Here is a 12,980-nt window from a genome sequence, read left to right as displayed (position 1 = left end):
GCACTTCTTGCCGTCGTCAGTCGCCGACCACGCCATGCTTTCGTTGGGATCCTGGGCCGCACCGGTCGCCGGATGAGTCGCCAAGCCGAGGATGGCAAGATCCCATCCGATCCCGGTACTGAGGCTTTCGCCTGGGGCCGACGTCATGGCGGTTCGAGGGTAAGGCCGATCTCGGCGATGAAGCCGTCGAGCATGTCGGGCCGGTACTGCATTGCCTTGAGGCGGCTGCGGGCCAGGCCCGCGAGGCTGTCGAGGGTGCTCGGGGCGAGGTTGCCCAGACCGTTCTTCAGATTCGTCCAGATCCCCTCCGCCGGGTTCAGATCCGGCGCATACGGTGGCAGGGGGAATTCGTGTTGGCCGCCGTCAACCCCCGTGGCCGGTGAACCGGTCGGTTCCGCCGAGTCGAGAGTGAAGGGCCCAGTACGAAGAGGCCCGGACGGACTGTCCGGGCCTCTCATCTCGGTTGGCAGGAGGGGGCGTTAGCGAGACGCCCGGGGAGCCGTCGGGGAGCCAGACAGGGAGCCACTGGACGCGAATCCAGGTGAACCGGCGCGGACTGTAACGGACGACCAACGGCCCAACACCAGGTCTGGGCGCCGGGGTTCGTCGCCCGTACCTGTGCCCGCACTTAGCAGCGCCTTAACCGCACCATAAAGATCCGCAGGATCCCCCTTCGGCCCTCAAATCCGCTGTTCAGCGCGGCTAGCGTGCGTCTGGCAAGGCGGGTTCGCGTGCCGTCGGCGCCGCTCAACGGGGGGCGGCACCGTCGCGCCTGCCCGACCCCCCACCACCGCCTCCCACTCCCCCGCCCCGTTCGACGTACCCGATGAAGGAGTCCCCCACGATGACCGCTCGTCGCAAGGCCACCGGGATCGCACTGGTCGGCATCGCCCCGCTCGCGCTCACCGCTCTCGCCACGAGCCCGGCCGCCGCGCACGGTTCGATGACGGACCCGGTCAGCCGGGTCTCGGCCTGTTACGCGGAGGGCCCGGAGAGCCCCCGGTCCGCGGCGTGCAAGGCCGCCGTGGCCGCCGGTGGCACACAGGCGCTCTACGACTGGAACGGGGTCCGCGACGGCAACGCCGGCGGCCGGTCCAAGGAGAGGATCCCGGACGGCAAGCTCTGCAGCGCCAACGACGCCACGTACAAGGGCCTGGACCTGCCGCGCGCCGACTGGCCGTCCACCAAGATGACGGCCGGCAACCACACGTTCCACTACAAGGCCACCGCCCCGCACAAGGGTTCCTTCGAGCTCTACATCACCAAGGACGGCTACGACCCGACCAAGCCGCTGAAGTGGTCCGACCTGGAGTCCAAGCCGTTCGCGAAGGTCACCGACCCGAAGCTCACCAACGGTGACTATGTCTTCGACGGCAAGGTCCCGGCCAAGTCCGGACGTCATCTGGTCTACAGCATCTGGCAGCGCTCGGACAGCCCCGAGGCGTTCTACACCTGCTCCGACGTCGTCTTCGGCAAGGACAACGGCGGTTCGGGCGGCAGCGGTTCAGACGGCAGCGGTTCAGACAGCGCCGGTTCGGACAGCGGTTCCGCCGACGCGCCCGCCCCGGAGGCGTCCGCCCCGACCGACACCCAGATAGCCGAGGGCGCCGACAAGTCCTCCATCGGCACGGGCCGGCACGACCACGGTGGCGGCCACGACGGCGGCGCCAAGCACACCGACGCGGCCCAGGCGGCCGGTGCGGACGCCCCGGCGCCGGGCGGCGGTTCGGGCGCCGAGGGCCCGCACCCCGACGGCGGTGCCAAGCCGGTGGACGGTCAGCGGCTGGCCGAGACCGGCGGCGACGGCTCCACCGCCCCGATCGCCATCGGTGGCGCCGCCGTGCTGGCCCTGGGCGCCGCGTTCCTGTTCACCACCGCCCGCCGCAAGGCCACCCGACAGCGCGGTTGATCGGGTCCACCGGCCGGACCGCGCTCACCGCCGGTCCGGCCGACAGGGCTTCCGCCGGGCCGACCGCGCCATCCCCCCGCCGCCCGTTACGCCGCCCCTCTTCGCCCAGGGGCGGCGTAGCGGCTTCCCCGGGGCGGGCATGGCGGCCTCACGCCCCATTGGGCGGCAGCGCCTCGATGATGTCGTTGGCGACATGCTGATAGATCACCGAGCTACGGCAGTCGACGACCTCGCGGCGCTTGAAGACCTGGTCCATCAGGAGCGCGTGCAGCCGGTCGACGTCCGGGACGGCCACGTGGACGAGGAAGTCGTCGCCGCCCGCGACGACGAAGACGTTGAGGACCTCGGGCAAGGAGGTCAGGAACGCCTTGAAGCGCTCGATGACCTCGCGGTTCATGGGACGGATGCGGACCGTGAGCAGCGCCTGTACGGGGCGGTTCAGGGCACGCAGGTCCACGGTCGCGCGGTAGCCGGTGATCACACCGCGGGCGCGCAGCGCGCGGACCCGCTCCAGGCAGGTGGAAGGGGCGATGTTCAGCATGCGGGCCAGCTCGCGGTTGGTCTGCCGTGCATCGCGCTGCAGTTCGCGGACAATCGCCGAATCAATGTCGTCCATGGCCTCCATGGTGCCGCAGCCACCGAATTTCATTCGGGCAAGCTCCAAATGGATCAACCTTACGGTTACCTTCGGCAACTGTGACCGTACAACAGACAACCCTCACTGCTTCCGCACGGCCGGATGTACGACGGCTGGGCATCGGCAGCGGCACCGCGCTGTGCGCCGGCGCCGTCCTGGGCCCCGGCGTCCTGACCCTGCCGTCCCTGGCCGCCTCGGCGGCCGGTCCCGCCTCAATCCTGGCCTGGGCCGTACTGCTGGCCATGTGTGTGCCGGTGGCCGCCGCCTTCGCCGCGCTGGGCGCGCGATTCCCGGACGGCGGGGGCGTGGCCACGTTCGTGCACCGGGCGATGGGGCCACGGGCGGCGGCCGTCGTGGGGTGGTGGTTCTACGGGGCGGTGCCGATCGGCGTGGTCTCGGCGGCCTGGATCGGCGGGAAGTACGTGGCCGACGCGGTCGGTTGGGGGAACACCGGCGCGGCGGTCGTCGGCGGGCTGGTCCTCGTCGGGGCACTGGCGTCCAACGCGGTCGGCCTGCGGTTGTCGGGAGGGGTGCAGCTGCTGCTCGGCGGTCTGCTGGCGGCTGTGCTGCTGTGCGCGGTCCTGGCCGCCGCTCCGCATGTGACCGCCGCACACTTCACGCCCTTCATGCCCGGCGGCTGGTCGTCGGTCGGTTCGGCGGCCGCGGTGCTGTTCTTCGCGTTCGCGGGCTGGGAGGCGGCGAGCCATCTGTCCGGCGAATTCGCGGATCCGCGACGGGACTTGCCCCGGGTGACCCGTTACACGCTCATCGTCATCACCGTGCTCTACCTGGGCCTCGCGGTGGCCACGATCGGCGCGCTGGGGCCGGCCGCGGCGGACACCGAGACCCCGCTGACCGCACTGCTCACCCAGAGCGTGGGCGTCGCCGCCCGCCCGGTGGCCGCCGCGGCGGCGCTCTTTCTCACCTTCGGCGCGGTCAACTCCTATCTGGCCGGCGCCTCCCGGCTCGGCGCCGCCCTCGGCCGGGACGGGGCGGCGCCCCGCTGGCTGGCCAAGGGCGGCGGGGCGGGCGAGGTGCCGCGCCGCTCCCTCGCGGTGCTGGGCGGGGTGGCCGTCCTCCTGGCCGTGGCGGCCGGCCTCGGCGGCGCCGATCTGGATCTGCTGATGCGGGCGACCGCCACCTGTCTGGCGGCGGTGACCCTCGCCGGACTGGCCGCCGCGCTGGTGCTGCTCCCGCGCCGCACTCCCCTGTGGTGCGGCGTGGTCGTCGGCTCCATGCTGACGGCGGCCGTACTCGCCTTCTCCGGATGGCTGTTGCTGATTCCGTTGGTGCTGGCGCTCGCCTCCTTCTGCTTCCTGACGCTGCGTCGGTTCGTGCGGTGAAACGGACCGTCTCCGACCCGACCGTCCGGGGCACGACCACCCGCCGAAGCGGCCGTCACCGGGCGAACCGGCGCAGCAGGCGGACGTATGTGCTCCAGCGGGACGGGCGCGCGACGGTGCCCGTACAGGCGCGTTCGGCGCGGTCCAGGCTGTCCTCCAGGACCGCGTCATGGAACGCCCGGTAGGCCAGCGGCCAGGTGAACCGGGCCGCGCCCCGGACGCGCATCGCGAGGGTGTGGCGCAGCAGGGCGCGATCCCCGTCGAGCGGATGCACGGTGTACTCGTGGAAGCCGTGGAAACCACGCGGGCCGCTGAAGGTGAACCGCACCCACTGGCCCGGGACATACGCCGCCACGGTGTAGCGGACCGGGCCGTGACCGCCTCGGGCCCCTCGCGCGAGTGGCCCGTCGAGCACCATCGGAGGCCAGTCACCATGCGGCCACAGCGGATCGGCGCTGCCGGACAGGCCGTCGACCAGCCGCCCGACATCTGCCGGCGGTACCGGCAGCACTCTTTCGTGCACGTTGTAGACGCCCATCACACGCTCCATTCCCAAGGGCCGAGCCCGGAGCAGGACTGGCCACGTTCCAGAGAAACTCTCCAGAGAACACTCCAGACGAACCGCTCCGGAGCAGACCGCTGGAGAGGAGGCCGCCCAGAGAACGGCCATCTAATGGACTGCAACTAGAGACCTGCATCTAGAGAGCTCTCTCCAATACAATTGGAGGGTACCCTCTAGAACATGGCCAGGCCACCCCGATTCGATACTGCGCGGCTTCTCGACGCCGCTGTCCGGCTGGCCGCCGAGTCGGGCCCCGCCGGCGTCACCATGTCCGCGGTCGCCGCGTCCGCCGGCGCACCCAGCGGCTCGCTCTATCACCGGTTCGCGGGCCGCTCCGCTCTGCTCGCCGAGGTGTGGCTGCGGACCGTCGAGGGCTTCCAGGAGGGCTACTTCGTGGCGCTGAAGTCCTCCGAGGACCCGCGCACGGCGGGACGGGCGGCGGCCCGGCACATCGTGGCGTGGAGCCGCGCACACCCCGAGGAGGCCGCGCTGCTCCTGTACGGCGCCCGGGACTTCGGCCAGGAGGACTGGTCGGACGAGCATCGGCGACGCGCGGCCGAGGGGAATCAGCGGGTCCTCACGGCCGTCAGGGAACTCGCCGACACCGTGGGAGCGAAGGCCCCACAGGACATCGAGCGCATCACCCTCGCCCTCATCGACGTCCCGCTGTCACTGGTCCGCCGCCACCTACGGGGCGGCTCCCCATTGCCCCCACACGCGGAAGAACTCGCGGAACAGTGCACGGCGGCCCTGCTGGGCGGGTGAGGGGTGGGCCACCAGTCGACGGTGCCGGAAAACCTACGGCCCGATCGTAGCCGACAGCGTCCCGGAGAGCCCACGGCCCCGCCCACAGCCGGAAGCCCCCGGGAAGCCCACGGCCCCGATCCGCAGCCGACTGGCTTCCGGAAGGCCCACGGCCCCATCCGTGCCCGACGGCCCCATTGAAGGCGCGCCCTACCGCCGCCCGTCCCCTCCTAGGGAAAACCGACCCACTACACCCGCCCACCCCCCGAAGGGGGGTGGGCGGCGGGGAAAAACAAAGTAAGGGGCGGGTGGGCGGCAGGGGCCCTGGCCAGGCCGACCCGGGCGAATCCGGACGGATCCGATCCGGTCCGATCCAGGGCCAGGTCGACGCAGGCCGATCCAAGGCCAGGCCGACCCAGGCCGATCCAGGCCAGGCCCGGACCGGACCCCTCACCGCGTCACCGCCCGTCAGCCCCTCGGCATGCAGGTCGTCGGCGTGGCATGGGCCGGGTCGAGGGCATTGGCCGTCTCGTGGAAGGCGACCGGGTCGGCGAGCCCGATGGCCAGATGCTCCGAGATGTCGAGCGGGCACAGATCCTGGACCAGGACGTTGCGCACGTCAGGACCGTCGAGGAACTGGCTCTTGTACGGCGTGACGACCTCGTCGTACCGGGTCGCGATGACGGTGTAGTGCACGCCGGGGACGGTGTCGCCGCCCTCGTTGAGACGGTTGAGGAGGTCGGAGCCGACGATCTGGTCCGTCAGCCCCGGGGTGAATTTGTCGATGTGGTCCTTGGCACCGGGCAACAGGCCCAGCAACCGGGTCAGGCCGTTCACATCGGTGCCGTGGTTGTCGGGGGCCAGCCCGATCAGCGCGTTGACCTTTGCCGCTCCCCCGTAGAACTTCAGGTACACCCGGGGCATCATGCCGCCCTGCGAATGGCCGACGATATCGGTCTTCCGCGCCCCGGTGGCGGCCAGCACCCGGTCCACGTACGAGGCGAGTTGCCGTGCCGACGCGTCGACCGGGCCCAGGCCGTGGAAGAGCGGTACGCCGGGCAGCTGGCCGTAGTCCAGGGAGAAGACGCAGTAGCCACGGGCCACCAAGTAGGGCGCGAGGCCGAGCCAGTTGTCGAGGGAATTGCCGAACGTGCCGTGGACCAGGATCACCGGCCGGGGGTGTGCGGCGGACGGTTTGCAGTCGAAGTTGTTCCAGCCGCTGCTGACGGCAGTCTGAGCGGGACGACGCGGCGGGGGTCCCCCCGGGCGGAGTTTGGGGGAGTCTCCGGTCGGGGCGGTGGCGCGCGACGGGCGGGCGTCGGCGGGCCGAGCGGTGCCGCGCGAGGCCTCGCCGGCCTCGGTGGTGGCTGGCGACGGGCCGGCGGACGCGGGCGTGGTAGCAACGACGGCCAGGACGAGTGCGGGAAGGACGGTGAGCGTACGCGACCAACGCAGCTGCATACGATGCTCCTTGCGGGGTGAGGGGACTCCGAAGAGCTCGGTGAGCCGTTCACCTGCGATCCGGATCGCAAGGGCAGAGATGTTGACTACTTGTTAAGTTACGGCCGGGTAAGCAGTACGGGCCAGCAGCGTGACGGTGAAGGAAGCAACACACAACTCTCACCGGACGTCCGGGATATGACGCGCTCGAACTGTGCTAGCTCGCCGCCCCCACGCGTCACGGCCGGCTCCCATGCGTCACAGCCGGCTGGATTGTCAGAGGTGTCCCGTACAGTCGGTGACGTGTCAATGGCCCGTCGACAGGCCGTTCGACGGTCCGGTTGGCAGCCCTGTCGGCAGTGCGCTGACCAGGGAAACGCACGGAAGGGAGAGACCGGTGGAGACGATGGATCTGGTGGAGGTCACGGAGGTTTCTTCCGAGGCGGAACTGCGTGAGCTGATCGGCGAGCCCACCGCGCATGCCGCGAACAAGACCCGCGACCGGTTGCACGATCTCGACCGCCAGTGGCTGTCGCGGTCGCCGTTCTGTCTGATAGCCACTTCGGACTCCGACGGCCGCTGCGATGTCTCGCCCAAGGGCGACCCCGCGGGCTTCACCCGCGTCCTGGACGACACCACCCTCGTGATCCCGGACCGCCCCGGCAACAAGCGCGTGGACGGGTTGATGAACGTCCTCAGCAATCCGCATGTCGGGCTGAATTACGTCCTGCCGGGGCGCGGCGACACCCTGCGCATCAATGGCCGCGCCCGGCTGCTGCGTGATGCCCCGTTCTTCGATGATCTGGTCGTCAAGGGCAATCGACCGCGGCTCGCGCTGCTGGTCGAGATCGAGGAGGTCTTCTACCACTGCTCCAAGGCTTTCCTGCGCTCCGATCTGTGGAAGCCGGAGACCTGGGATCCGGACGCCCTGCCCTCACGCGCCCGGATAGTCAAGGGCCTTGAGGCCAAGGACATACCCCTGGAAGCCCTGGAGGAGCACTACGGCCCGAGGTATATGGAGCGGCTCTACGGGTGAGAGGAAGGGGGAAGGGAAGGTCTTCGCAGGGCCCCGACAGCAGCGGAGGCACTGACGGGCACGACCGGCCGACGGGCCGACGGGCCGACGGGCCGGCACCTTCTGGGCTGCTCTCACGCTCGCCTGCTCTTACCGTCGCCTGCCCTTGCCCCCGGGCACGGGCCTGGGGCTTGGGTTCACGGCCGACCACTGCGGCCGACGAACGGCGCCGCCGAGCTTCGACGCCGGCTGTGCCGCTGTCGTTCCGAAGCGCGCCCTGGCACGGTCGACGGCGGTCTCGATGCGATGCGCCTTGTCATCGACCGGATCGAATGTCAGCTGCCGCGCGGCGCGTTCGGCGCGGCACAGGTCCTCCGCGCGCAGCGCGACGGACCGCACCCGTGCCCGCTGCAGCCCGAGCGCGGCGTGCAGCGCGTAGGCCGCTTCGGTCAGCGCGGGGCCGTGCGCGGTCGGTTCGGCCAGCCGTCGGGTGCGGGTCGTCGTGGAGCGGTCGGCGTAGCGGACGGTGAGGGTGAGCGCGCGGGCCACCTGCCCGCTTCCGCGCATCCGGGCCCCGAGGTCGTCGGCGAGCGAGAGCAGTGCCCGGCGTCGTCTGACCGGATCCAGTTCGTCGTGGGCGAAGCGGTGTTCGGCGCCCATCGAGCGGGCGGACGCATGGGGCGAGACCGGCGTCGGGTCGATGCCGTGCGCCCGCTCGTAGACCGCGCGGCCCGTCTTCGCGCCGAGGATCCGTTGCAGGGTCGCGGGCGGTGCGGCGGCGATCCGGTCGATGTTGTCGAGCCCGTACACGCGCAGGGTGCGCACGGTCGCGGGCCCGACGCCGTACAGTGCCGAGGCCGGCCGGCGGCCGAGGAACGCGGCGATGGATCCGGTGTCCCCGGGGACGGCCCGGATCTCTCCTGGCTTGGCCTCCTGGGCCGCCATCCGCGCGAGCAGCGGGTTGGTGCCGATCCCGATCGTGCACCGTACGCCGTGCCAGACCAGCGCGCGCAGCCGTATCAGCTCGGCGATGCCCGTCGCGTCCCGGTCGAAGTAGCGCAGCGCCCCGCGGACATCGGCCAGCGCGGCCTCGGGCGGCAGCTCCTCGATCATCGGCGTGAACTGCGCCAGCAGCCGTACCAGTTGCTCGTATTCCTCGGCGCTGACGGGAGTGCCGTCGGCGGCCCGGAAGCGTACGAAGAGCATGCCGGGCGGCCGCGGCCCGTCGGGGGGCTCCGGCGGCGTGGCGGGCGGGCGCGGTGTGGGGGTCATCCCGCGCTCCCGGGGCTGGAGTGCCACAGCTTGCGGCCGGTGGCGGCGCGTTCGCCCGGAGGCTGGAGGTCGGCCCACGGGTGCATTTCATAGCCGGTCTCCAACCGGATGGTGCGCCCCGCAGCGGCATCCTCCGCCTTCTCCGCCTCACCGGAGCGGTCACCGGAGGCGTCGAGCCCGCCGGAGCCCTCACCAGAGCCGTCCGCACCGCAGGAACCGTCGCCGGAACCATCCGGCTCCCCGGCCCCCTCGCCCGGCCGTCCGACCGTCCGTTCCGGGCCTTCCGCGAGGCGGGCGGTGACCGCCTCCAGGCCGCCCTCACGGCGCAGTTCGGCCAGCTCGGCGAGGTTCCAGGCGGCCTCGCCGACCACGCTGAGGCTACGCGGCCCGCGCCGCTGGACCGTACCGCGCACCAGCAGCAGCCAGGAGTGGAAGACGGTGTGCGCGCAAGCCGCAAGGGGACTGGGGGTACCTCCCGGGCCCCCAGGGCCCGGGGGAGCGTCGAAAAAGGCGCAGTCGACCAGTCCCGTGCTGTCGTCGAGGGTGGTGAAGATGACCCGGCGGCCGGAGCGGATCGGCGGTGTCTGGGTGGCCGCCTTGGCCCCGGCCACCAGCACCGTCTCGCCGTTCCTGGCGTCACGCAGCATCCGGGCCGGCAGGGCGCCCAGCTCCGCGAGGAACTCCCGGTGGTCGGCCATCAGATGCCGGGAGGCGTCCATCCCGAGGACACCCAGTTCGGCGCTGAGCCGTTCGACGTCGCTGAGGTCCGGAAGGCCCACCGGCTCGACCACATCGGTCACCGTCTCCTGGCCGATCGCCCCCCGACCGGCGGATCCGTCGCGGCCGGCGCCGACGGCCCGGCCGGGCAGCGTCAACTGTCCACCCGGCGCATGCCGCTGACGGTGGTGCAGCTCGGCGATGTGCAGCAGCAGATCCCGGCGGTTCGCGCCGAAGGCGTCCAACGCCCCCACTTTGGCGAGGCGTTCGGCCACCGGACGGCTCGGATGGGCCCGCTGCCACAGGTCCTGGAGCGAGTGGTAGGGCTGTCCGGCCTCGATCCGCCGCGCCTCGGCCTCACTCATCCCGTGCACATCGGAGAGCGCGAGCCGCAGCCCCCAAACTCCGGGAGCGGCGCTGCCATCCCCTAGGGGAACACCGCCCTCGACCCTTAGGGGTTCCACATCCCCCACTCCAGCTCTACCCTCCATCACCCCCGTCCACTCACCGACACCAGGAGCATCGGCACCAGGATCACCGGCACCCGAACCACCGGAACCACCGGAACCATCCGAGACACCGGCACGGGAACGGGGAGCGCCAACACCCGAACTACCAGCACCAGCAGCCCCAGCATCAGCACCAGCACCAGCACCAGCACCAGCAGCGCCAACACTCGAAACGCCAGCACCAGCAGCGCCCCCACGACGGCCCTCACCAGGACCCACCCCACCATCAGACACCAGTTCGATTCGATGTTCCACCCCTGAACGGTTCACATCCAGCGGCAGCACCGGCACCCCGCGCCGCCGCGCGTCCGCGAGCAGCAGGCGCTTCGGGTACATGCCGGGGTCGTGGGTGAGCAGCCCGGCGTAGAAGGCCGCGGGGTGGTGTGCCTTGAGCCAGGCGGACTGGTAGGTGGGCACCGCGAAAGCCACCGCGTGCGCCTTGCAGAAGCCGTACGCGCCGAAGGCCTCGACGATCTCCCAGGTGCGCGCGATCGCTTCGGGCGGGTACCCGCGCCGCTCGGCGTGCTCCGCGAACCAGGCGTGCACCCCGTCCTGGCCCTCCGGATCCGACAGCGCACGTCGCTTCTCGTCCGCCTCGTCCCGCGCGCAGCCGGTCATGATGCGCAGCGTCTCGATGATCTGCTCGTGGAACACCACCACCCCGTAGGTCTCGCGCAGCGGTTCCTCCAAATCGGGGTGCGGATAGCGGGCCGGCTTCCGGCCGTGCCGGGCCTCGATGAAGGGTCGCACCATGTCGGCGGCGACCGGCCCCGGACGGAAGAGGGAGATGTCGACGACCAGGTCGTGGAAGGTGGCCGGCTGCAGCCGGCCGATCAGGTCGCGCTGGCCCGGCGATTCGATCTGGAAGCAGCCGAGCGTCTCGGTCGAACGGATCAGGTGGTAGGTGGCCGGGTCGCCGGGCGGCACCTGCGCGGGGTCGTCGAGATCGATCCGGCGCCCGGTGGCCCGGCCGATCTCGGCGACCGCGTGCGCCATCGCGGACTGCATCCGTACGCCCAGCACATCGAGCTTGAGCAGCCCCAGGTCCTCCACGTCGTCCTTGTCGAACTGGGACATCGGGAAGCCCTCACCGCTGGTCGGTACGACGGGCGTACGGCCTCGCAGCGTGGCGTCCGAGAGCAGCACCCCGCACGGGTGCATGGCGATGCCGCGGGGCAGCGCGTCCAGCGCCTCGACCAGCTGCCACAGCCGCTCGCCGCCGGCCTCCCGTACGCCACGCAGCTCCGGGAGTTCGGCCAGTGCCGCGCGCGCGTCGCGGGCCCGGATGTGCGGGAAGGACTTGGCGAGGCGGTCCACATGGGCCGGGTCCATGCCGAGGGCGGCGCCGACGTCCCGTACGGCGTGCCGCACCCGGTAGGTCTCGGGCATCGAGACCGTCGCGACCCGCTCCGCGCCGAAGCGGTCGAAGATCGCGCGGTAGACCTCCAGCCGGCGGGCGGACTCCACGTCGATGTCGATGTCCGGCAGCGCCGCCCGCCGCTCGGACAGGAAGCGTTCCATCAGCAGCCCGTGTTCGACGGGGTCGGCGTGGGCGATGCCCAGGAGGTGGTTGACCAGGGACCCGGCGCCGGATCCGCGGGCCGCGACGCGGATGCCCATCTTCCGCACATCGTCGACGACTTGGGCGACCGTCAGGAAGTACGAGGGGTAGCCGAGCCGTTCGATCGTACGGAGTTCGTCGTGCAGCCGCGCCCAGCGCTCGCGGTCGCGGTCGTAGCCGCGCAGCACCATCCCGGCGGCGCAGCGTGAGCGCAGCACCCGTGCGGCGGTGCGGTGTCCGGCGCCGACCAGCCGGGATTCGGGGAAGTGGATGTGGCCGAGCCCGATGTCGTCCTCCGGGTCGACCAGGCATCCGGCGGCGGTCTCCTCGGTCATGGTGAGCAGCCGGTGGGCGAGGTCACGCCGGAATCCGGCCGCCTCGGCGATCCGCTCGGCGGTGCGGCTCATCGCGGCGGTGTCCTTGAGCCAGCGTTCGCCGGTGTCCCATGCCTCGGGGTGATGCCGGTCCAGCGGCACCAGGCGGCGGGCGGAGTCCAGGATGTCGGCGACCGGCCCCTGGCCGGGGTCGGCATAGCGGACCGCGTTGGTCAGGACGGCGCGGATGCCCTGGTCGACGGCGAAGCCGAGGGTATGGGCGGCCAGCCGCCGGGAGCCGGGGCCGCTGTCGGTCCGCCCGTGGTCGACGACCTCCAGGCGCAGCGCGTCGCCGTACAGCTCGCGCCAGGGGGCGAGCAGCCGGGCGGCGCGGTCCGGGCGTCCCTCGGCCAGCGCCCGGCCGACTTCGGAGTCCGGCCCGAGCAGCACGTGCAGCCCGTCCGTGGCGGTCTCCAGGGCGCTCCACGGGAGGACGGGCTGCCCGGCGTGGGCCGGGTTGCCGGCCCGGTCCGCGTGGGCGGCCGAGACCAGCCGGCACAGGGCGGCCCAGCCGGCCGCTCCGTCGCGGGCCAGGAAGACGGCGCGGGCGGCGGACTCGTCGAGGAAGGCGCCGCCGCGCACCGGGGTGCGCCGTCGCACCGGTGCCACGGGCGCCGTCCCGTGCCCCGCCACGGCCAGTTCGGTGCCGAACAGCGGGCGGACACCGGCCGCGACGGCGGCCTTGGCGAACCGGATGGCTCCGGAGAGGCCGTCCCGGTCGGTCAGTGCGAGGGCGTCCATGCCTCGTTCGGCGGCACGCTCGGCGAGCCGCTCCGGATGGGAGGCGCCGTAGCGCAGGGAGAAACCCGAAGCGGTGTGCAGATGCGTGAACCCTGGCATCCGCACCTCCTGCACCTCATCCGCCCCCAGTTGATCCTGAGCCCCTCGTTTCACCAT

Annotated in this window: 9 protein-coding genes and 1 pseudogene; 4 read left to right on the top strand and 6 right to left on the bottom strand. The window is 71.8% G+C overall.

Annotated features, from left to right (window positions below):
- Positions 1-143 precede the first annotated feature (143 nt).
- Positions 144-341, bottom strand: a pseudogene (locus K9S39_RS43405) (IS630 family transposase); the annotation flags it as partial.
- A gap of 503 nt (positions 342-844) precedes the next feature.
- Here K9S39_RS43405 and K9S39_RS34225 point away from each other — a divergent pair.
- The gene (locus K9S39_RS34225; RefSeq protein WP_248867189.1) at positions 845-1,909 is read left to right on the top strand and encodes a lytic polysaccharide monooxygenase auxiliary activity family 9 protein; all 1,065 of its coding nucleotides are present in this window, start codon (positions 845-847) and stop codon (positions 1,907-1,909) included.
- 148 nt (positions 1,910-2,057) lie between these two features.
- Here K9S39_RS34225 and K9S39_RS34220 read toward each other — a convergent pair whose 3' ends face one another.
- Entirely contained in the window at positions 2,058-2,525 is a 468-nt protein-coding gene (locus tag K9S39_RS34220; RefSeq protein ID WP_248867188.1) for an Lrp/AsnC family transcriptional regulator, read from the bottom strand.
- An 80-nt stretch (positions 2,526-2,605) separates the two neighbouring features.
- Between K9S39_RS34220 and K9S39_RS34215 the strand changes: the two genes are divergently transcribed.
- Positions 2,606-3,889 (top strand): APC family permease, encoded by a 1,284-nt coding sequence (locus K9S39_RS34215; protein ID WP_248867187.1) that lies wholly within the window; start codon positions 2,606-2,608, stop codon positions 3,887-3,889.
- Between the two features lie 55 nt (positions 3,890-3,944).
- Here K9S39_RS34215 and K9S39_RS34210 read toward each other — a convergent pair whose 3' ends face one another.
- Entirely contained in the window at positions 3,945-4,427 is a 483-nt protein-coding gene (locus K9S39_RS34210) for an SRPBCC family protein (RefSeq protein ID WP_248867186.1), read from the bottom strand.
- Positions 4,428-4,631: 204 nt separating this feature from the next.
- On the opposite strand from K9S39_RS34210, the gene K9S39_RS34205 reads away from it, so the two are divergent.
- Positions 4,632-5,216, top strand: a complete 585-nt coding sequence (locus tag K9S39_RS34205; RefSeq protein ID WP_248867185.1) for a TetR/AcrR family transcriptional regulator — start codon at positions 4,632-4,634, stop codon at positions 5,214-5,216.
- A gap of 447 nt (positions 5,217-5,663) precedes the next feature.
- Here the strand turns inward: K9S39_RS34205 and K9S39_RS34200 are convergent, their stop codons facing one another.
- Positions 5,664-6,656, bottom strand: coding sequence for an esterase/lipase family protein (locus K9S39_RS34200; protein ID WP_248867184.1), 993 nt, complete (start codon positions 6,654-6,656; stop codon positions 5,664-5,666).
- 385 nt (positions 6,657-7,041) lie between these two features.
- Here K9S39_RS34200 and K9S39_RS34195 point away from each other — a divergent pair, with 385 nt between their 5' ends.
- A complete protein-coding gene (locus K9S39_RS34195) occupies positions 7,042-7,671 on the top strand; it encodes a pyridoxamine 5'-phosphate oxidase family protein (RefSeq protein WP_248869088.1) in 630 nt (209 codons plus the stop codon).
- 129 nt (positions 7,672-7,800) lie between these two features.
- Here K9S39_RS34195 and K9S39_RS34190 read toward each other — a convergent pair whose 3' ends face one another.
- Together K9S39_RS34190 and K9S39_RS34185 are read right to left on the bottom strand one after the other, a co-directional pair.
- Positions 7,801-8,922 (bottom strand): DNA polymerase Y family protein, encoded by a 1,122-nt coding sequence (locus tag K9S39_RS34190; protein WP_248867183.1) that lies wholly within the window; start codon positions 8,920-8,922, stop codon positions 7,801-7,803.
- Positions 8,919-12,923: a DNA polymerase III subunit alpha gene (locus K9S39_RS34185; RefSeq protein ID WP_248867182.1), complete on the bottom strand. Its 4,005-nt coding sequence runs from the start codon at positions 12,921-12,923 to the stop codon at positions 8,919-8,921. Before K9S39_RS34185 ends, K9S39_RS34190 begins: the two co-directional genes overlap by 4 nt.
- Positions 12,924-12,980: the final 57 nt, after the last annotated feature.

Origin of the sequence: Streptomyces halobius, from assembly GCF_023277745.1 — a bacterium.
Taxonomy (GTDB): Bacteria; Actinomycetota; Actinomycetes; order Streptomycetales; family Streptomycetaceae; genus Streptomyces; species Streptomyces halobius.
The sequence above is the reverse complement of the archived record's forward strand: the minus strand, read 5'-3'. Positions and strand labels throughout refer to the sequence as shown.

Bases quoted from the DNA above. Each gene is read 5' to 3' on its own strand.
- K9S39_RS34190 (WP_248867183.1), bottom strand. From the start codon at position 8,922: ATGACCCCCACACCGCGCCCGCCCGCCACGCCGCCGGAGCCCCCCGAC.
- K9S39_RS34195 (WP_248869088.1), top strand. From the start codon at position 7,042: ATGGATCTGGTGGAGGTCACGGAGGTTTCTTCCGAGGCGGAACTGCGT.
- K9S39_RS34185 (WP_248867182.1), bottom strand. From the start codon at position 12,923: ATGCCAGGGTTCACGCATCTGCACACCGCTTCGGGTTTCTCCCTGCGC.
- K9S39_RS34225 (WP_248867189.1), top strand. From the start codon at position 845: ATGACCGCTCGTCGCAAGGCCACCGGGATCGCACTGGTCGGCATCGCC.
- K9S39_RS34200 (WP_248867184.1), bottom strand. From the start codon at position 6,656: ATGCAGCTGCGTTGGTCGCGTACGCTCACCGTCCTTCCCGCACTCGTC.
- K9S39_RS34220 (WP_248867188.1), bottom strand. From the start codon at position 2,525: ATGGACGACATTGATTCGGCGATTGTCCGCGAACTGCAGCGCGATGCA.
- K9S39_RS34205 (WP_248867185.1), top strand. From the start codon at position 4,632: ATGGCCAGGCCACCCCGATTCGATACTGCGCGGCTTCTCGACGCCGCT.
- K9S39_RS34210 (WP_248867186.1), bottom strand. From the start codon at position 4,427: ATGGGCGTCTACAACGTGCACGAAAGAGTGCTGCCGGTACCGCCGGCA.